This is a genomic window from Rhodococcus sp. ARP2, assembly GCF_001029585.1.
Taxonomy (GTDB): domain Bacteria; phylum Actinomycetota; class Actinomycetes; order Mycobacteriales; family Mycobacteriaceae; genus Rhodococcus_F; species Rhodococcus_F erythropolis.
The window spans coordinates 20,663-37,858 of sequence record NZ_LEKE01000060.1 but is presented as its reverse complement, the minus strand read 5'-3'; the positions used below and the strand labels follow the sequence as shown (position 1 = coordinate 37,858).

18 protein-coding genes are annotated in these 17,196 nt (G+C 62.7%); 13 read left to right on the top strand and 5 right to left on the bottom strand.

Annotation, left to right across the window (positions count from 1 at the left end; all coding sequences use genetic code 11):
• Nucleotides 1-11 precede the first annotated feature (11 nt).
• From ABX74_RS16970 to recX, 7 genes are all read left to right on the top strand, one after another.
• On the top strand, nt 12-725 hold the full coding sequence (locus ABX74_RS16970) for a PIG-L deacetylase family protein (protein ID WP_047889284.1): 714 nt from the start codon (nt 12-14) through the stop codon (nt 723-725).
• A gap of 73 nt (nt 726-798) precedes the next feature.
• Nucleotides 799-1,437: a TetR/AcrR family transcriptional regulator gene (locus ABX74_RS16965; RefSeq protein WP_019748192.1), complete on the top strand. Its 639-nt coding sequence runs from the start codon at nt 799-801 to the stop codon at nt 1,435-1,437.
• A 2-nt stretch (nt 1,438-1,439) separates the two neighbouring features.
• On the top strand, nt 1,440-2,990 hold the full coding sequence (locus ABX74_RS16960; protein ID WP_046378471.1) for a glycerol-3-phosphate dehydrogenase/oxidase: 1,551 nt from the start codon (nt 1,440-1,442) through the stop codon (nt 2,988-2,990).
• A gap of 12 nt (nt 2,991-3,002) precedes the next feature.
• A complete protein-coding gene (locus ABX74_RS16955; RefSeq protein WP_047889283.1) occupies nt 3,003-4,166 on the top strand; it encodes a glycosyltransferase in 1,164 nt (387 codons plus the stop codon).
• 52 nt (nt 4,167-4,218) lie between these two features.
• Nucleotides 4,219-4,413 carry a DUF3046 domain-containing protein gene (locus ABX74_RS16950; RefSeq protein ID WP_003942185.1) on the top strand — a complete coding sequence of 65 codons (195 nt, stop codon included), beginning with the start codon at nt 4,219-4,221 and terminating at the stop codon, nt 4,411-4,413.
• Nucleotides 4,414-4,701: 288 nt separating this feature from the next.
• Entirely contained in the window at nt 4,702-5,739 is a 1,038-nt protein-coding gene (gene recA, locus ABX74_RS16945; protein ID WP_007735170.1) for a recombinase RecA, read from the top strand.
• A gap of 8 nt (nt 5,740-5,747) precedes the next feature.
• Entirely contained in the window at nt 5,748-6,326 is a 579-nt protein-coding gene (gene recX, locus ABX74_RS16940; protein ID WP_020969471.1) for a recombination regulator RecX, read from the top strand.
• Nucleotides 6,327-6,441: 115 nt separating this feature from the next.
• On the opposite strand, the gene ABX74_RS16935 is transcribed toward recX, so the two are convergent.
• The 4 genes from ABX74_RS16935 to gluA all read right to left on the bottom strand — a co-directional run bounded on the left by ABX74_RS16935 (nt 6,442) and on the right by gluA (nt 9,806).
• Complete coding sequence (locus ABX74_RS16935) at nt 6,442-7,338, bottom strand: amino acid ABC transporter permease (protein WP_047889282.1); 897 nt, start codon at nt 7,336-7,338, stop codon at nt 6,442-6,444.
• On the bottom strand, nt 7,335-8,015 hold the full coding sequence (locus tag ABX74_RS16930; protein WP_019748198.1) for an amino acid ABC transporter permease: 681 nt from the start codon (nt 8,013-8,015) through the stop codon (nt 7,335-7,337). Before ABX74_RS16930 ends, ABX74_RS16935 begins: the two co-directional genes overlap by 4 nt.
• A gap of 99 nt (nt 8,016-8,114) precedes the next feature.
• Nucleotides 8,115-8,951, bottom strand: coding sequence for a glutamate ABC transporter substrate-binding protein (locus tag ABX74_RS16925; RefSeq protein WP_020907523.1), 837 nt, complete (start codon nt 8,949-8,951; stop codon nt 8,115-8,117).
• A 126-nt stretch (nt 8,952-9,077) separates the two neighbouring features.
• Nucleotides 9,078-9,806, bottom strand: coding sequence for a glutamate ABC transporter ATP-binding protein GluA (gene gluA / locus ABX74_RS16920; RefSeq protein ID WP_007735175.1), 729 nt, complete (start codon nt 9,804-9,806; stop codon nt 9,078-9,080).
• A gap of 231 nt (nt 9,807-10,037) precedes the next feature.
• Here gluA and miaB point away from each other — a divergent pair, with 231 nt between their 5' ends.
• Both miaB and ABX74_RS16910 read left to right on the top strand, forming a co-directional pair.
• Nucleotides 10,038-11,585, top strand: a complete 1,548-nt coding sequence (miaB, locus tag ABX74_RS16915) for a tRNA (N6-isopentenyl adenosine(37)-C2)-methylthiotransferase MiaB (protein WP_047889317.1) — start codon at nt 10,038-10,040, stop codon at nt 11,583-11,585.
• Nucleotides 11,582-12,172, top strand: a complete 591-nt coding sequence (locus ABX74_RS16910) for a hypothetical protein (RefSeq protein WP_020907525.1) — start codon at nt 11,582-11,584, stop codon at nt 12,170-12,172. Before miaB ends, ABX74_RS16910 begins: the two co-directional genes overlap by 4 nt.
• A gap of 92 nt (nt 12,173-12,264) precedes the next feature.
• Here the strand turns inward: ABX74_RS16910 and ABX74_RS16905 are convergent, their stop codons facing one another.
• The gene (locus ABX74_RS16905; protein WP_019748202.1) at nt 12,265-13,650 is read right to left on the bottom strand and encodes a DUF349 domain-containing protein; all 1,386 of its coding nucleotides are present in this window, start codon (nt 13,648-13,650) and stop codon (nt 12,265-12,267) included.
• A gap of 139 nt (nt 13,651-13,789) precedes the next feature.
• On the opposite strand from ABX74_RS16905, the gene ABX74_RS16900 reads away from it, so the two are divergent.
• From ABX74_RS16900 to dapF, 4 genes are all read left to right on the top strand, one after another.
• Nucleotides 13,790-14,551, top strand: coding sequence for a class III extradiol dioxygenase subunit B-like domain-containing protein (locus ABX74_RS16900; protein ID WP_047889316.1), 762 nt, complete (start codon nt 13,790-13,792; stop codon nt 14,549-14,551).
• Complete coding sequence (miaA, locus tag ABX74_RS16895) at nt 14,539-15,474, top strand: tRNA (adenosine(37)-N6)-dimethylallyltransferase MiaA (protein WP_021344065.1); 936 nt, start codon at nt 14,539-14,541, stop codon at nt 15,472-15,474. The genes ABX74_RS16900 and miaA overlap by 13 nt, the downstream gene beginning before the upstream one ends.
• Nucleotides 15,475-15,558: 84 nt before the next feature.
• Nucleotides 15,559-16,230 (top strand): class F sortase, encoded by a 672-nt coding sequence (locus ABX74_RS16890; protein WP_020907529.1) that lies wholly within the window; start codon nt 15,559-15,561, stop codon nt 16,228-16,230.
• 32 nt (nt 16,231-16,262) lie between these two features.
• Nucleotides 16,263-17,132, top strand: a complete 870-nt coding sequence (gene dapF, locus ABX74_RS16885) for a diaminopimelate epimerase (RefSeq protein WP_031331591.1) — start codon at nt 16,263-16,265, stop codon at nt 17,130-17,132.
• Nucleotides 17,133-17,196 lie beyond the last annotated feature (64 nt).

The window sequence follows — 17,196 nt, the reverse complement described above, 5'->3', positions numbered from 1 at the left end:
AGATCTGCCCTATGGAAAACTTCCCCGAGGACTGGCAGCGCGCGATTGTCATCGTGGCGCATCCCGATGACATCGAATACGGCGCAGCCGCAGCAGTGGCGCAGTGGACCGATCGCGGCAAAGACGTGCGATATGTCCTGGCCACGCGCGGCGAGGCCGGAATCGCCGGTCTGTCGCCCGAGGAGTCCGGCCCGGTCCGCGAGGAAGAAGAGCGTCGCTCGGCCGCGATCGTCGGTGTCAGTGAGGTGGAGTTCCTCGGCCTGCCCGACGGTCGTCTCGTGGAAGGCTTGGAGTTGCGCTCGACTCTCGCCGCAGCAATTCGTCGTCACCGCCCGGAATTGGTGGTGACGATGAACTTCTCCCATACCTGGGGACCTGGCTACCTCAACAGCGCGGATCACCGAGCGCTCGGGATCAGCGTCCTGGACGCGACCGCTGATGCGGCGAACGAATGGATCTTTCCGTCATTGACGGCGCAGGGACTGGCGCCGTGGTCCGGCGTTCGGTGGGTTGCGGTCAACACGATGACTCCTACCCACTGCGTCGACGTGACGTCGACGGTCGATCGCGCCGTGGATTCACTCGCGGAACATGCGCGATATCTGGCGGCGTTGAGTTCCACGTCGATCCGGGAACAGGCGCGCGCACAGATCGACATGGTCAGCGGACCGAAGCCTGGATTCGACGCCGAGCGCGCAGTTGGTTTCGAGTTGTACTATTTCTGATGATCTCTGAGCGAGAGAACTCGCAAGTCCCGACGGGATTACCGGTGACTTGTCCGGTATTGTGTTACACACGATGGTAATCCGTAACGCAGATGGCCCAATTGTCCCTCGCAAGGCAGACGGTCAGCGCATCCCCAGCCGCGAGATCGACGACGTGATTCTCGACGCAGCAAGGTCGTGTGTCCTCGATTTCGGAATGCAGCGAACCACACTGGCGGAGATCTCGCGTCGCGCCGGCGTGAGCCGGCCGACCGTCTACCGGCGATGGCCGGACACGCGAGCCGTCGTCGCGGATCTGCTCACTCGGGAGATTCGATCGGTGCTGCCCGAGGTGACCTTCACCGGGTCTGCGGCCACATTGCTCGTGGAAGCGATCGGGGACGTCGTCGGCCAGATTCGCGACCATCCGCTCTTCGTGAAGATTCGGCACGCTGATCAAGAGTTGCTCACCACCTACATCGTGGACCGACTCGGCGCGAGCCAGAAGTCGATTCTCGAACTGATCACTTCCGTCGTCGCTGCCGGTCAACAAGACGGTTCGATTCGCGAGGGAAGCGTCAACGAGATTGCGGCGATGGTTCTACTGATGGCTCAGTCCGTCGTCATCTCCGCACCGACTCTCGAGCCGGAACTTTCCGCCGACGCGTCGGTCGAGCAACTCAGACATGCGGTCGCTGCGTATCTGGCACCTGCAAAGAATTCGGGAGAATAGCTGTGGACCCTCGAGATTCAGCAGGCAGTGATTCAGCAGGCGGCGATTCAGCTCTCAATGCACAGAGGCGTACTCGTGAGCTCGAGCAGTTGGCGAACGGCGATTCGGTTGACGTCCTGGTCATCGGCGGCGGAATCACCGGTGTCGGTGTCGCTCTCGACGCCGTGACTCGTGGGCTCAGTGTTGCGCTGGTCGAAAAGCACGACCTCGCGTTCGGCACCAGCCGCTGGAGTTCGAAACTGGCACACGGCGGCCTTCGGTACCTGGCTTCCGGCAATGTCGGTATAGCGCGTGAAAGTGCGGTCGAGCGCGGCATTCTCATGACGCGCACCGCGCCGCACCTCGTTCGCGCCATGCCTCAACTCGTACCGCTGTTGCCCGAAACGTCGTTCTTCGGGAAGGCCCTGGTGCGTACCGGTTTCCTGGCCGGTGACGCTCTGCGCATGTCGGCGCGAACCCCGGCTTCGGTTTTACCCAGATCACGGACGGTCAGCGCTGCGCGGGCGCGCGAATTGGCTCCCGCGGTCAAGCAGGAGAACCTACGAGGCGCCTTGACCGCGTTCGACGGGCAGCTCATCGACGACGCCCGCCTCGTCGTCGGCATCGCCCGAACCGCAGCGTCCTACGGCGCGCGAATCCTGACCCGCGTCGGTGCATACGACGTATCCGGAACGTCGGCCACCTTGCGCGACGAGTTGACCGGGTCCGAGTTCTTGATGCGTGCCCGCGTCGTGGTCAATGCGACCGGTGTCTGGGCTGATCAGGTCGACTCCAGCATCACCCTGCGCCCCAGCCGCGGGACGCACCTGGTGCTCGATGCAGCGCGATTGGGGAACCCCACGGCAGCACTGACCGTGCCGATTCCCGGCGAGACCAACCGTTTCGTCTTCGCGCTGCCCGCGCAGCTCGGCCGGATCTACCTCGGGTTGACCGACGAAGCAGCGCCGGGACCGGTGCCCGACGTACCGACGGCGTCCGAGGACGAGATCGACTTCCTGCTCGACACCGTGAACACGGCGTTGGAAGTTCCGCTGACCCGTGAGGACGTCTTGGGGACCTTCGCGGGTCTGCGTCCGCTGCTGGACACCGGTGAAGGCTCGACGGCCGACCTCTCGCGCAATCACGCTGTAGTCCGTTCGGACTCGGGCTTGGTCACGGTGGTGGGCGGAAAACTCACGACGTACCGCAAGATGGCCGAAGACGCCGTCGACGCCGCGGTCGAGGTCGGATCGCTGAGCGCCGGGGCGTGTCGGACACGCGCGTTGCCGCTGGTAGGCGCTGCATCGCCGGTGGAATTGAAAAAGATCAAGGCACCGGCGTCGTTGGTGGCGCGATACGGCACAGAGGCCGAGGTCGTGGCCGCGGCGAGCAGCGATCGACTCCGGTCGGTTGCGGACTTGGAGATCTGCGGCGCCGAGTTCGATTTCGCGGTATCGCATGAAGGCGCACTCGACGTCGACGACGTCCTTGATCGCAGGACGAGAATCGGATTGGTGGCTTCGGATCGCGAACGCGCACTGGGTGCGGCGGAACAGGCCTTTCACTCGGTGTGACACTCTGATCCGGTGCGTGTAGCCGTTGTTGCCGGGCCGGACCCGGGTCATGCTTTTCCCGCAATAGCGTTGTCGCTGGCGTTGATCCAGGCCGGCGACGACCCGATTCTGTACACGGGGACCCGGTGGGTCGAGGCAGCGCGAGCGGCCGGCGTGGAAGCCGAGCCTCTCAAGGGCTTGGCCCCGCGGCCGGGAGACGACGATCTTGATGCAGGCGCTCGGATTCATTCGCGCGCCGCCTATATTTCCACCGAACTGCTTCCCGACCTGAAATCCGTCTCCCCGGATCTCGTCGTCTCCGACATCCTCACTGCCGGAGGCGGATTGGCCGCCGAACGACTCGGCATCCCCTGGGTGGAACTTTCGCCTCACCCGCTGTACTCACCGTCGCGGGGGTTACCGCCGATCGGTAGTGGGCTCGCGCCCGGCATCGGAATTCGTGGTCGACTTCGCGACACCCTGATGCGCGCCGCAACAGGACGTTCGATCAAGCAAGGGTTGGCGCAGCGCTCGCAGGCCCGTGTCGGCATCGGGCTACCCGCCCTGGATCCAGGCCCGAATGCTCGCCTGATCGCAACACTTCCGGCACTGGAAGTGCCACGTCCCGACTGGCCGGAGCACGCTCACGTCGTCGGCCCGCTTCTCTGGGAGCCGACCGAGGTGATTCTGGATCCACCGCCAGGTGACGAACCGCTGGTCATGGTGGCGCCCTCCACGGCGCACACCGGCGCAGTGGGAATGTTCGAGGGCACGGTCGAAGGACTCGGCGGCGCCGGTGTGCGACTGATCGCGTCGATGCTCGACGGAGCCGAAGGCGAGCATCCCGATTGGGTTCGTGCAGGTCTCGGACGCCAGGACGCGATGCTGCGTGACGCGTCGGTGTTGGTGTGCGGCGGCGGGCACGGCATGTTGGCGAAGGCCTTGCTGGCCGGCGTGCCGACGGTCGTCGTTCCCGGGGGTGGGGACCAGTGGGAGTTGGCCAATCGCGCTGCGCGGGCAGGGACGTCGGTGATCGTGCGGCCCGCAGATGCCCGCTCGATTCGCGATGCCGTACTGCAGGTGCTCTCCGACAAACGATTCGCGGAAGCTGCGATGTCTGCTGCCGCGACTGCGTCGCAGGTCACCGATCCGGTGGCGGTGTGCCGACAGGTGGTCAACGGCGGTGTGACGGCGTGAGCATGTTGCGCCTGAATGCAGGTGCACCGTTCTGTGGACTACGGTGGCGGCTGTGCGGTTGACCGAATTTCATGAAATGGTGCGCGAAGAGTTCGGGCAGGTACGAGGCGACTCGATGCTGATCGACCATGTACTCCAGAGTCTCGACGGAATGACTGCTGCGGAGGCCGTCGAAGCAGGTTGGGAGCCTCGCGAAGTGTGGCGTGCGCTCTGTGTGGAGTTCGACGTACCGCCCGCCCGCCGCTGATTTTTCGGCGTGTCGAACGCCTCCCATCTTCTGTTCGAACACGTGTTCGTCTATGCTGAAGCTGTTCGGTGGTGACGCTCCTTTCGTAACTGCGAACTTTCGGTTATCGACAAGCACAGTGATCGACAAGCACAGCGATCGACAAGCGCGAAAGCAAGATCGAAAAGTCTGTCGGTGGCCGGATCTACTCTGATCGCAACACACCAACAGGGTCGGCTCAGGCAGGCGCTGAAGAGACGGAGTCTGCTCAGGCAGGCACTGAAGACTGAAACAAGGATGGGGATCACGATGGCACCACAGGCACCTGATCGGGACAAGGCACTCGACCTCGCGTTGGCGCAGATCGACAAGAACTTCGGCAAGGGTTCGGTGATGCGCTTGGGCGAGGGTGTTCGTCAGCCCATCGCCGTCATTCCCACCGGTTCCATCGCGCTCGACGTCGCGCTGGGTATCGGCGGACTGCCGCGTGGCCGCGTCATCGAGATCTACGGCCCGGAATCTTCGGGTAAGACCACCGTGGCACTGCACGCAGTTGCCAATGCTCAGGCCAACGGCGGCATCGCGGCGTTCATCGACGCGGAGCACGCACTCGATCCCGACTATGCAGCCAAGCTGGGCGTCGACACCGATGCACTCCTGGTCTCGCAGCCCGATACGGGTGAGCAGGCCCTCGAAATCACCGACATGCTGATCCGTTCGGGCGCCCTCGACATCGTCGTGATCGACTCCGTGGCCGCTCTTGTTCCTCGCGCCGAGATCGAAGGCGAGATGGGTGACAGCCACGTCGGTTTGCAGGCTCGACTGATGAGCCAGGCACTGCGCAAGATCACCGGTGCCATGAACAACTCGGGCACCACCGTCATCTTCATCAACCAGCTTCGCGAGAAGATCGGCGTGATGTTCGGTTCTCCCGAAACCACCACCGGTGGTAAGGCACTGAAGTTCTACGCTTCGGTCCGCCTCGACATCCGTCGTATCGAAACTCTCAAGGACGGTACCGACGCAGTCGGTAACCGCACTCGAGTCAAGGTCGTCAAGAACAAGGTCGCGCCGCCGTTCAAGCAGGCCGAGTTCGATATTCTCTACGGCCAGGGCATCAGCAAGGAAGGCTCGCTCATCGATATGGGTGTCGAGCACGGGTTCATCCGCAAGTCCGGCTCCTGGTACACCTACGAAGGTGACCAGTTGGGTCAGGGCAAGGAAAATGCTCGTAAGTTCTTGCTGGAGAACACCGATATCCGTGACGAGATCGAGAAGAAGATCAAGGAAAAGCTCGGTATCGGTGCTGACGTCACTGCAACCGACGAAGCTCCCGCCGACTTCTGAGTTCAGTCATGAGCTTCGACGACGGTGACAACGGCGAGAATGCTCGTGAAGAGTACGGCGCTCCTCGGCGTCGATCCCGTCAACGATCCGAGAAGCCGTCGCAACGCGCAGAAGGTGGGACAGAGGCGCAGGCCAAAGATGCTTGCCTGCGCCTTCTGACCGACCGGGCGCGCAGCCGCTCCGAACTGGAAACCAAGCTGAGCGGACGCGGCTTCGAACCCGAGATCATTACCAAGGTCCTCGATCGACTCCAGGAAATCGGGTTGATCGACGACGCGGACTTCGCGAACCAATGGGTTCATTCGCGGCATACGTACTCGGGCAAGGGAAAGCGTGCGCTTGCAGTCGAGTTGCGGCTCAAAGGAATCGACCAGGACGTCGCTTCCGAAGCGTTGTCGCAGATCGATCCGGAAGATGAGCGCGAGCGAGCAGCGGAGCTGGTTCGGCGGAAGCTGAAGAACAAGCCCGTCGATGATCGTGACAAGGTCACGCGTCGACTGGTCTCGATGCTGGCACGCAAGGGATATTCAGCTGGGATGTCGTACGAGGTGGTCAAAGCCGAGATGGCGGCGGTCACCGACTTGTAGCGAAGTGCAGCATTCAGAACAACAGGGCGGGGGTACCACCGAAATTCGGTGGTACCCCCGCCCTGCTGTGTATTCGCGCTAACGCGGCTGGATTCGACTCACGGCTCCATCTGATTCACGGCTTGGTCAGGTCCATGCCCGGAACCGAAACGGCTGGGTCGGCGGACGGAGCCGCGATGGGGCCCTTGCCCTTTCGCTTTCCGGAACGCAGGCGCTTCTCCACCTTGGTTGCCAGGAAGGTCAGAGCCGAGTTGAGAGCGATCATAATCGCGGCGACCACGATGAGCGCCGGCAGGAAGTTTCCGTAGAAGGTGCCGAGCTGTTGGGCCTGACGCACCAGCTCGACATACCCGATCAGGTAACCGAGGGCGGAGTCCTTCAACGCCACGACCATCTGTGAAATCAGTGCCGGGAGCATGGCGGTAACCGCCTGGGGGAGCAGGATCGTCACCATGATCTGCGTCTTGCGCATGCCCAGTGCCTTGGCGGCCTCACTTTGCCCTCGTGGGAGTGAGTTGATTCCGGCACGGACGATCTCGGCGATCACTGACCCGTTGTACAGAGTCAGACCCACGACGACTGCCGCGAGTGCGAGGTACTTGGACTTGAAGACCTCGTATTCGGCGAACACCTGATACGAGAAGATCATCAGAATCAGAACCGGTACTGCTCGGAACAATTCGACGATGACGCCGCAAATCTTCCGAATGATGTTGTGCTCGGAGAGTCGGCCGATACCCAGGGCAGAACCGAGGATGAGCGCGAAGACGATGGACATCGCAGCCGCGATCAGCGTTCCCCGGATGCCGGGTATCAGATACGTTGTCCACGACGTGGATTCGAGGAACGGATCCCACTTCGCTGCTGTCAGCTGGCCCTTTTCGTCGAGTGCGCGGTAGATGACGTAACCGATTGCGACCATGAGTGCAGCGACGACAACGGATGCGAATCGGTAGAGATTTCGCGCTCTGGGACCTGGCGCGTCGTAGAGGACTGTTGCGCGGTTGCTCATCGTGAAACCTCGAATCGCTTGCTCAGCTTGCCGAAGATCAAGCCCATGGGAAGTGTCAGGATCACGAAACCGACAGCGAAGATTCCACCGACGACGAAGATCGCCGCTTCGTTTTCGATCATCTTCTTCATCAGCGCTGACGCTTCGGATACGCCGATCACCGCGGCGATGGTCGAGTTCTTGGTCAGTGCGATCAGCACGCTACCCAGCGGTGCTGTGACCGCGCGAAATGCCTGAGGCAGGACGATCAGCCGAAGATTTTGTGCAAACGACAGACCGAGTGATCGGCCCGCTTCGGCCTGGCCGACCGGAACGGTATTGATTCCCGATCGAAGTGACTCACACACGAACGCGGCGGTATAGACACTGAGGCCGAGTACTGCGAGTCGGAAGTTGTTGTCTGTCAAGAACGTCGGTGAGTCCGACTTGGCGAGATTGACTCCGAGCGTCTGCGACAGACCGAACAGACAGAACAGCAGAATCAGTGTCAGGGGGGTGTTGCGGAACACGGTCACGTACGCGGTACCCAGGAATCGGGCGACCGGAACCGGTGACACGCGCATGGCCGCGATCAGGACACCGATGATGACGGCGCCGATCGCGGAGAAGAACGTCAGCTGGATCGTGGTCCAGAAGGCTTCCAGAATCTGGTCGCCGTACTTGCTCAGAAGGTTCACTTGCCGTCTCCCCAGATCACGGGATCTCCGTTGGTGGCGTCACGCGCTGCGGCTCCCGAAGTGGGGAGCCGCAGCGAGATTGACGGTGAAAAAAGCAGGTCAGTAACGATCAACGGTGGGCGGGGCCGGGATCGGGTAGCCCGAAGCACCAACGGTGTTGTTGAAGGCTTCTTCCCACGCGCCGGTGGAGATCATCTTCTCGATGGCATCGTTGATCTTGCCGCGACCCTCGGAATCGTCCTTGGCCAGGCCGACACCGTACTTTTCGGTCGTGAACGGTTCTCCGACGACCTTCAGCTCGCCCGGGTACTGGGCAGCGTAGCCGGCGAGGATGATGTCGTCGGTGGTGACAGCGTCGACAGCGCCGTTGCGCAGAGCCTCGACACAAGCGGAGTAGGTGTCGAGCGGCTGGAGCTGGACGTCCTTTGCGTAGTTGTCCTGGATGTTCTGCGCCGGAGTCGAACCCGACACCGAGCAGAGCTTCTTGCCGCCGGTCAGGGAATCAGGGCCGGTGATGTCGGTGTTGTCGGAGCGAACGAGCAGCGACTGGCCTGCGATGAAGTACGGGCCGCCGAAGCTGACCTTTTCCTTGCGCGTGTCGGTGATCGAGTATGTCGCGACGATGTAGTCGACCTCGCCGTTCTGGATCAGGGTCTCGCGCTGGGCTGACGGAGATTCCTTGAAGGTGATGCCTTCGGGCTTTACGCCCAGTTCGTTTGCGATGTAACGGGCTACCTCGACGTCGAAGCCGGAGAAGGTGCCGTCAGGGTTGCGCTGACCGAGGCCGGGCTGATCGAACTTGATGCCGACGGTGAGAGTGCCGTCGGAAGCGCTCTCGGTGATCGACTTGTTCTCCTCGCCGCCGCCACAGGCCGTGGCAGCGAACGCGATGGCCATGATTCCGATTCCGAAACGGACGGAACGATTGATCTTCATGAAGATCCTCTCAGTTGTCGACACACGAACAGTGCAGTCGAGATGAACGGTGCAGCCGAGGTGAACGGTGCAGTCGAGCAAGTTGTCTTGTGGAGGAGGACAGGACTGTCGGAGGGGAGACTGTAATCAGTGCGTGAGGATCTTGCCGAGGAAGTCCTTGGCCCGATCCGACTTGGGATGGGTGAAGAACTCTTCGGGCGTGGTGTCTTCGACGACCTGGCCGTCAGCCATGAACAGCACACGATCGCCGGCTTTGCGCGCGAAGCCCATCTCGTGCGTGACCACGAGCATGGTCATGCCTTCCTTCGCGAGGGAGGTCATGACGTCGAGGACTTCGTTGACCATCTCGGGGTCGAGAGCGGAGGTGGGCTCGTCGAACAACATCACCTTCGGCTGCATCGCAAGAGCGCGAGCAATGGCGACACGCTGTTGCTGACCGCCGGAAAGCTGCGCCGGGTACTTGTCGGCCTGATTGGCGATACCGACACGTTCGAGCAACGCCTGCGCGGTCTTCTTGGCTTCGTCCTTTTTTGCCTTGCGGACCTTCATCGGTGCGAGCATGACGTTCTCGAGGATCGTCTTGTGCGCGAACAGGTTGAAAGACTGAAAGACCATCCCGACGTCGGCACGAAGCGCGGCAAGTGCTTTGCCCTCTTCAGGGAGCGTCTTGCCGTCGACGGCGATGGTGCCGGAGTCGATGGGTTCGAGGCGATTGATGGTGCGGCACAGAGTCGATTTACCGGAGCCCGACGGACCGAGGACGATCACCACTTGGCCCTTGGGTACCTCGAGATTGACCTCTTGCAGGACGTGAAGTTCCCCGAAGTGTTTGTTCACCGAGGTCATCGAAATCATGGATGTGGAATCGCCGGAGGTGGTCGGCGTCGTCGCATCGTCGGCTTGGGTCATAAACGAGAACCTTAGGCGTAGTTTGCGTCGACGCCCGTGATTTCGCCATGGTTCTTGCCATATGTAATGGAAATTTTACTGTGACGACGTTTATGTCGCGTTTCGGCTGTTTATCAGGGCGTTATTACACGTCGTAGTGGACGTGAGCTAGGCTGAAGCGTGTCACTGATCGACGAAATGTCCCCTGCACTTCCGGAGCCGACTGCAGTTCCGGAGGCAACTGCTACGCCTGTTCGCACCTACGAGGTGCGGACGTACGGCTGTCAGATGAACGTCCACGATTCCGAGCGACTGTCCGGTCTGCTCGAGGACGCCGGGTATTCGAAGGCGGAGACCGGAACCGATCCTGATCTTGTCGTCTTCAATACGTGTGCGGTCCGCGAGAACGCGGACAACAAGTTGTACGGCAACCTCAGCCAGCTCGCCCCCAACAAGGAGGCGAACCCCGACATGCAGATCGCGGTCGGTGGGTGCCTGGCGCAGAAGGATCGTGACACCGTCGTCAAGAAGGCGCCGTTCGTCGATGTCGTCTTCGGCACTCACAACATCGGCTCGCTGCCCGCGCTGCTCGACCGCGCGCGCCACAATCAGCGCGCCGAAGTCGAAATCCTCGACGCGCTGGAGGCGTTTCCGTCGACACTGCCAGCCAAGCGCGAATCCGCCTACGCGGGTTGGGTTTCCATCTCGGTGGGCTGTAACAACACGTGCACGTTCTGCATCGTTCCGGCCTTGCGTGGCAAGGAAGTGGATCGACGTCCCGGCGACATTCTGGCCGAGGTGCAGGCACTCGTCGACGAGGGTGTCTCGGAAGTGACCCTGCTCGGACAGAACGTCAACGCCTACGGCGTGTCGTTCGTCGATCCGGAACAACCGCGCGATCGCGGAGCCTTCGCCTCCCTCTTGAAGGCATGTGGACACATCGACGGCCTCGAACGGGTCAGGTTCACATCGCCGCACCCGGCAGAGTTCACCGATGACGTCATCGAAGCTATGGCAACCACTCCCAACGTCTGCCCGCAACTGCACATGCCGTTGCAGTCCGGTTCGGACAAGGTTCTCAAGGCGATGAAGCGCTCGTACCGCAAGTCGAAGTACCTCGGGATCATCGAGAAGGTGCGCGCCGCAATGCCGCACGCCGCCATCACCACGGACATCATCGTCGGGTTCCCGGGGGAGACGGAAGAGGATTTCGAGGAGACGCTGGACGTCGTGCGTAAGGCGCGATTCTCCAACGCCTACACCTTCCAGTACTCCAAGCGCCCGGGCACGCCGGCGGCGGAGATGGCTGATCAACTTCCCAAAGAGGTTGTCCAGGAACGCTACATGCGATTGCTCGCGGTTCAGGAAGAAGTGAACATCGAGGAAAATCGCAAACTCGTCGGCACCGAGGTAGAACTACTGGTGGCCGCGGGGGAGGGCCGCAAGAACGCAGCGACTCACCGTCTCAGTGGTCGCGCGCGAGACGGCCGCCTGGTGCATTTCCGACCCGAAGGAAACCTCGACGGCACAATCCGACCCGGCGACGTGGTGACGGTCGTCGTCACCCACGGAGCCCCCCATCACCTCGTGGCAGATGACGGAGTGCTCACACACCGTCGGACCCGCGCCGGTGATTCGTTCGAAAAGGGCATCACACCCAAGACCCCGCCCATCGGCGTAGGTCTCGGACTACCGAAGATCGGTGCCCCAGCCCCACAACCCGTCCAGATGGGATGCAACGCATGACCTCGCAACACGAGAACAAGACACCTCAGCCGGGCGACGACGCCTTCGAGGGCTACCGCAAGGACCTCGACGACGCGGAACGCAAGGTCGCGGGGGAAATCGATCCGGGTGCGCGCGCCATGGTTGTCGCGGTTGCGGTGCTCGTGCTGGTCGGCACACTTGCACTGCCCCATGCGGGAGTTGCGAACGGCTGGGATGTGCTCGCGTACAACCAGGATGCGGAAAGTGAACGAATTGCACTGTTCTCACGCTTGTTCGTGTGGTTCGTTGTCATCTTCGGCATCGGATTCTCGATGCTCGCACTCGTGACGCGGCGCTGGAGTCTGGCGTGGGTCGCGCTGGCCGGTAGTGCCGTGGCGAGTGCGCTGGGAATGATGGCCGTCTGGTCACGTCAGACCATTCCCGCCGGATTCAACGTGGCAGGACCGTCGATCGGGCTGGTCATCGGATGGTTTGCCGTCGTGTTCTTGACGTTCCATTGGCTCAAGGTGGTCTGGACCCGAACCAACATTCAGCTCGCTGCCGAGGAACAACGCCGGATCGCTGCGGCTGAAGCCGAGAAGCATCAGGAATGGAACGTCGGCTGACACGGAAGTTCTCTTAGCCAATAGCGCAAGACAATGCCGGCTGACTCCTTTCGGAGTCAGCCGGCGTTGTTGTCAAAGCAGCTCGTCGTCGATTACTCGCTGACAGCGCTCTCGGCTGCTTCGGCCCACTCACGCCACTGCTTTGCCTGAGCGAGAGCCTTCTCGGCGTCCTTCGTCTTGCCGGCAGCCTGAGCCTTGGCGGCCTGCTCCTCGAACTGGCTGACCCGCTCCTTGAACTGCGCGACCCGGGCAAGTGCTTCCGGATCGGTACGACGCCACTCGGCGTCGACGGCGTCGCGCACCTTGGTTTCGATGGCCCGAAGCTTCGCTTCGAGTTCCTGCATCCGGTCGCGCGGCACCTTGCCGATCGCGTCCCACTTCTCCTGCAGGTCGCGCAGCGCTGCACGAGCGTTCTCGAGTCCGTGTGCCGGATCGATGTTCGCGTTCGCAGCGAGCAGCTCTTCCTTTGCAACCGCGTTCTGCTCGAATTCGGCGTCGCGCTCGGATGCAGCAGCGTTGCGTGCGGCGAAGAACACGTCCTGAGCGCCCTTGAAGCGCTTCCACAGGTTGTCGTCGGCCTCGCGCGGTGCGCGGCCGGCAGCCTTCCACTCGCTGAGCAGATCGCGGAATTCTCCAGCGGTCTGTCCCCATTCAGTGGAGGTCGACAGCTTCTCGGCGCGCTCGACCAGTTCTTCCTTCGTAGAACGGGCGCTCGCACGATCACGATCGAGTTCGGCGAAATGCGCTCCACGCCGTCGGTTGAAGGACTCGCGAGCCTTGGAGTACCGCTTCCACAGTGCGTCGTCGACCTTGCGGTCGATTCCGCGAATCGTCTTCCACTCGTCGAGAATCTCGCGCAGTCGATCACCCGCGGTCTTCCACTGGGTCGACTCCGAACCGATCTGTTCGGCCTCGACTGCGAGGGCCTCCTTGCGGGCGGTGCTCGCGGCGCGAGACTGTTCCTTCTCTTCCTTCGCGTGCGCTGCGGCCTCGTCGGACCCGGCAACGATCACGTCGAGTCGGCGGGCCAAAGCGTCGAGGTCACCGATCACGGCAGCGGTGGAGAGGGATTCGGACAGAGCGATGGCGGCAGCCTTGGTCTTCTTGGCGTCTCCGGCGCCCGACGTCAGACGAGCCTCGAGTAGCGAGACCTCGGTCGCGAGGTCGTCGTAGCGACGACCGAAATGGGCGAGGCCCTCGGTGGCGTCCCCGGCCTGCCACGAACCGATCTGGCGTTCACCGTCAGCGGTCTTCACCCAGGCGGTTCCGTCTTCCTCGACGCGGCCGAACTTGCTCGGGTCGCTGGCCGGCGCGGCGGTGACGGCATGCGAGGCTGCCGGGCCGGGGCGAGGTGCTCCGGGGCGGGGCGCACCGGGGCGTGGTCCACCAGGTTTGGGAGCACCGGGTTTGGGTGCTGCCGGGCTCGGGCTGGCCGAACTGCTGTCGGCGCCGGTGGTGGGTTCACTGTTCTCGGTCATCGGTCCTCGTCTCTGCCGCGCGTCACGGCTGCCTGATCGCATTCCTGGTTCCATTGAACCCGGTACTCACGTTCTCCGACTATTGAATCAGGTAAGAGGGTGTGAGGTCGCCACCTCGGGGTCGACTAGCGTGGCAACTGTGTTGACTTCCGCTGTTCTCGTCCCCTCGGCGCCGTTACTCGTGCCGGAATTGTCCGGTGATTCGGCCGAGTCCGCTCAGGTGCGCGCTACAGCGATAGCCGCCGTGCGCCGGCTCTCTCACGAGGCAGTTCACTGGGTGGGCGTCGGTGTCGGCCCCGAGAATGCAGAACCCGAGAATGCAGCAGGCGAACTCTGGCGATCGGGCGTCGGACGTGGGCAGATCGGTACTTTCGCGGGATTCGGCGCCGATGTCCGGACGTCCCTGGACGCGGATGCGGCAGGTGAACCGATGCTATCTCTCGAACTGTGCGCCCTTGTTGCCGGCTGGCTGCGTGCCCGAGCGGACGTGGAGATCACTGTCGACATGCACGTCGTCAGTGCAGAGGCGTCGGCGAATGAATGTCGTGAATTCGGGCAGCAGCTGCGCAAGCAACTCGACAGCGACAACCGACCGCAAGGGCTTCTGATCGTGGCTGACGGTGCGTCCACGCTGACGGCCAAGGCGCCCGGAAGCTTCGACGAGCGCGCCGCTGGCGTGCAATCGGCCATCGACGATGCCCTGACCGCCGGTGACCCGGAGGCGCTTCTTGCTCTCGATCCGCAGCTCTGCCGGAGTGTCGGAGCCCAGGGGCGCGCGGCGTGGCAGGTCCTGGCCGGTGTCTTCATGGACTCGTCTCGGTCAACCACGACACGTTCGGTGGTCGACTACAGCGATGCGCCGTTCGGCGTCGCTTACCACGTCGGGACGTGGCGGCCGTGAACGTCCCTGAAGAACTTCGCCCGATCGCAGTTGTCGGTCCGACCGCGTCGGGAAAGTCCGATCTCGCGTTGGCACTGGCCGAGGAATTCGGCGGTGAGATCATCAATATCGACGCGATGCAGCTCTATCGCGGCATGGATATCGGGACCGCAAAACTGACGCCGGCCGAGCGCCGCGGGATTCCGCATCACCTGCTCGACGTTCTCGACGTGAAGGAGACCGCCACCGTCGCGCGTTATCAAAGCGACGCGATCGCGATCGCCGAGAATCTGATCGCGGCGGGCAAGGTTCCGGTGATCGTCGGCGGATCCATGATGTACGTCCAGTCCCTACTCGACGAATGGTCCTTTCCGGCAACGGATCCCGAAGTTCGTGCGAAGTGGGAGGCAGTGCTGGCCGACGGTGGGGTCGGTGCGGTGCATACGGCGCTTGTTGCTGCTGATCCGGTAGCGGCGGCGTCGATACTGCCGACGGACGGTCGGCGGATGGTTCGGGCGCTCGAGGTCGTCGAGCTGACAGGTCTGCCGTTCGCGGCCTCAGCTCCGCAGATCGGTGACCCTCGTTGGGGAACCCGCATTCTCGGCGTGGATCGGGATACGGAAGAACTCGACACACGGATTCGGTTGCGAACCGAACTGATGTTTTCAGGCGGACTTGTCGACGAAGTCGCCGTACTCGTCGAGCAAGGATTGCGTGAGGGCGTCACAGCGCCGCGAGCCATCGGCTACGCACAGGTGCTCGCACATTTCGACGGTGAATACGATCTGGCCGAGGCACTCGAACGGACGTTCATCGGGACGCGGCGCTACGTTCGCCGCCAACGATCATGGTTCCGTCGTGACGCACGCGTGCACTGGCTCGACGGTGCCGATCCGGAGCTGGCTCGCTCGGCCTTCGCTGCCCTTGCAGATCGCGGCCTGTAACACGATCACGCCGATCAGCTATCTTACAGTTAGCTCTTTCGCGATCCATTCGTTTCGCGATCGACGGACTGGAGGACAACGAACATGGCGCAGACCGGGACACACGCGCGACCGAGAGGCCGACGCGCGGGTCGGCTGCCGCTTCTCCTACTGCTCGTCACATTTCTCGCGGTCGGCGGGGTGCTCGTCTATTTTGCGGTAAGTGCGGCCGGGAAGCCCATCAGCGCACCTGTTCCCGAAGCACCCTTCGACGTGGGAGCTCCAACCGATCCAGGGGCGAGTTGGGCGCCTGCGCCAACGGATCTGCCGCCGAACACGCTTGCGATTCCCGATCTGGATGTGCGAGCCGACATCGTGACCAGTGGGTTCGGCGCCAACCGCGGAATGATCCTTCCGCATCCTGACAAGGTTTCGCATTTCACCAACGGCGTGCAGTTCGGATCTTCGGAGGGCACCAATCTTGTTGCCGGCCACGTCGACGACGGTGATCGCACGCACGGCGCCTTGTGGGCGCTGCACCAGATGAAGCCCGGAACACCGATCTATGTCAGTGACGACACCGGAACGATGTTCACCTATCACGCAGCGAGCCTGAAGCTGTACGAAAAGGTGGCTTTGCCGGCCGAGTTCTTTTCCGAAACGGGTGCGCCCAGGCTGGTCCTCGTGACCTGCGGCGGCGCAACCGTGCCCGACCCCTCGTTGCCGTCCGGCTTCACGTACGAACAGAACGTCGTGGTCACCGCGTCACCTGCGTGAGTCGGTCGGTAGGTCCGGATAGGATGGCGACCATGGATTTCAGTAAGGGCCACGGCACGCAGAACGACTTCGTTGTTCTCCCTGACCTCGACGTTCGGGTCGATCTCGAGCCGGCGCGAGTTTCAGCGTTGTGTGATCGTCAGCGTGGCCTCGGCGCCGACGGCATCCTTCGTGTCGCCCGGGCAGGCGCACTTGCGGACGCGGGCGTGCTCGGTGCGCTGCCCGACGGCGTCGCTGCCGAAGACTGGTTCATGGACTACCGCAACAGCGACGGCTCCATCGCGGAGATGTGCGGAAACGGAGTTCGCGTATTCGCCCACTATCTCAAGGCCTCGGGCTTGGAGAGCAAGGACGAGTTCGTGGTCGGCAGTCGTGCCGGAGCGCGTCCGGTCGTGGTGCACGGCTACGACGCCACACATGGTGACGTGACCGTGGCGATGGGCCCGATCAAGGACCTCGGCACCAGTTCGGCAACAATCGACGGCCGCGTCTTCGCCGGCGTCGGCATCGACGTCGGTAATCCGCATTTGGCGTGTGTCGACGAGCACGTGACGGCAGAAGTTTTGAGTGCGCTCGATTTGAGTGTTTCTCCGGGCTTCGATCCCGGGTTCTTCCCGCACGGGGTCAACATCGAGATCGTGACGCCGATCCACGACGGTGGGGTCCACATGCGCGTACACGAGCGTGGTGTGGGCGAGACTCGTTCCTGCGGAACCGGAACGGTCGCAGCTGCGGCCGCGGCGCTGAAGTTCGACGGCCGCGACGAAGGCTCGGTGTTGGTGCGCGTGCTCGGCGGCGAAGTGCAGGTCACCGTCGAAGGCGGCGAAGGGTCGTTGCGGGGGCCCTCGGTTCTGGTGGCGAACGGGACGATCAGCGATGCCTGGTGGCAATCGCTCGTGTGATATCGCCCGCGGGAAATACGCCTGCAGGAAATACGCCTGCAGGAAATACGGATGCACCGTGGCC

Coding starts and splice junctions, on each gene's coding strand:
- ABX74_RS16970 (WP_047889284.1), top strand. CDS start 12: ATGGAAAACTTCCCCGAGGACTGGCAGCGCGCGATTGTCATCGTGGCG.
- ABX74_RS16965 (WP_019748192.1), top strand. CDS start 799: ATGGTAATCCGTAACGCAGATGGCCCAATTGTCCCTCGCAAGGCAGAC.
- recA (WP_007735170.1), top strand. CDS start 4,702: ATGGCACCACAGGCACCTGATCGGGACAAGGCACTCGACCTCGCGTTG.
- recX (WP_020969471.1), top strand. CDS start 5,748: ATGAGCTTCGACGACGGTGACAACGGCGAGAATGCTCGTGAAGAGTAC.
- ABX74_RS16935 (WP_047889282.1), bottom strand. CDS start 7,338: ATGAGCAACCGCGCAACAGTCCTCTACGACGCGCCAGGTCCCAGAGCG.
- ABX74_RS16925 (WP_020907523.1), bottom strand. CDS start 8,951: ATGAAGATCAATCGTTCCGTCCGTTTCGGAATCGGAATCATGGCCATC.
- gluA (WP_007735175.1), bottom strand. CDS start 9,806: ATGATTTCGATGACCTCGGTGAACAAACACTTCGGGGAACTTCACGTC.
- miaB (WP_047889317.1), top strand. CDS start 10,038: ATGTCCCCTGCACTTCCGGAGCCGACTGCAGTTCCGGAGGCAACTGCT.
- ABX74_RS16910 (WP_020907525.1), top strand. CDS start 11,582: ATGACCTCGCAACACGAGAACAAGACACCTCAGCCGGGCGACGACGCC.
- ABX74_RS16905 (WP_019748202.1), bottom strand. CDS start 13,650: ATGACCGAGAACAGTGAACCCACCACCGGCGCCGACAGCAGTTCGGCC.
- ABX74_RS16890 (WP_020907529.1), top strand. CDS start 15,559: ATGGCGCAGACCGGGACACACGCGCGACCGAGAGGCCGACGCGCGGGT.
- dapF (WP_031331591.1), top strand. CDS start 16,263: ATGGATTTCAGTAAGGGCCACGGCACGCAGAACGACTTCGTTGTTCTC.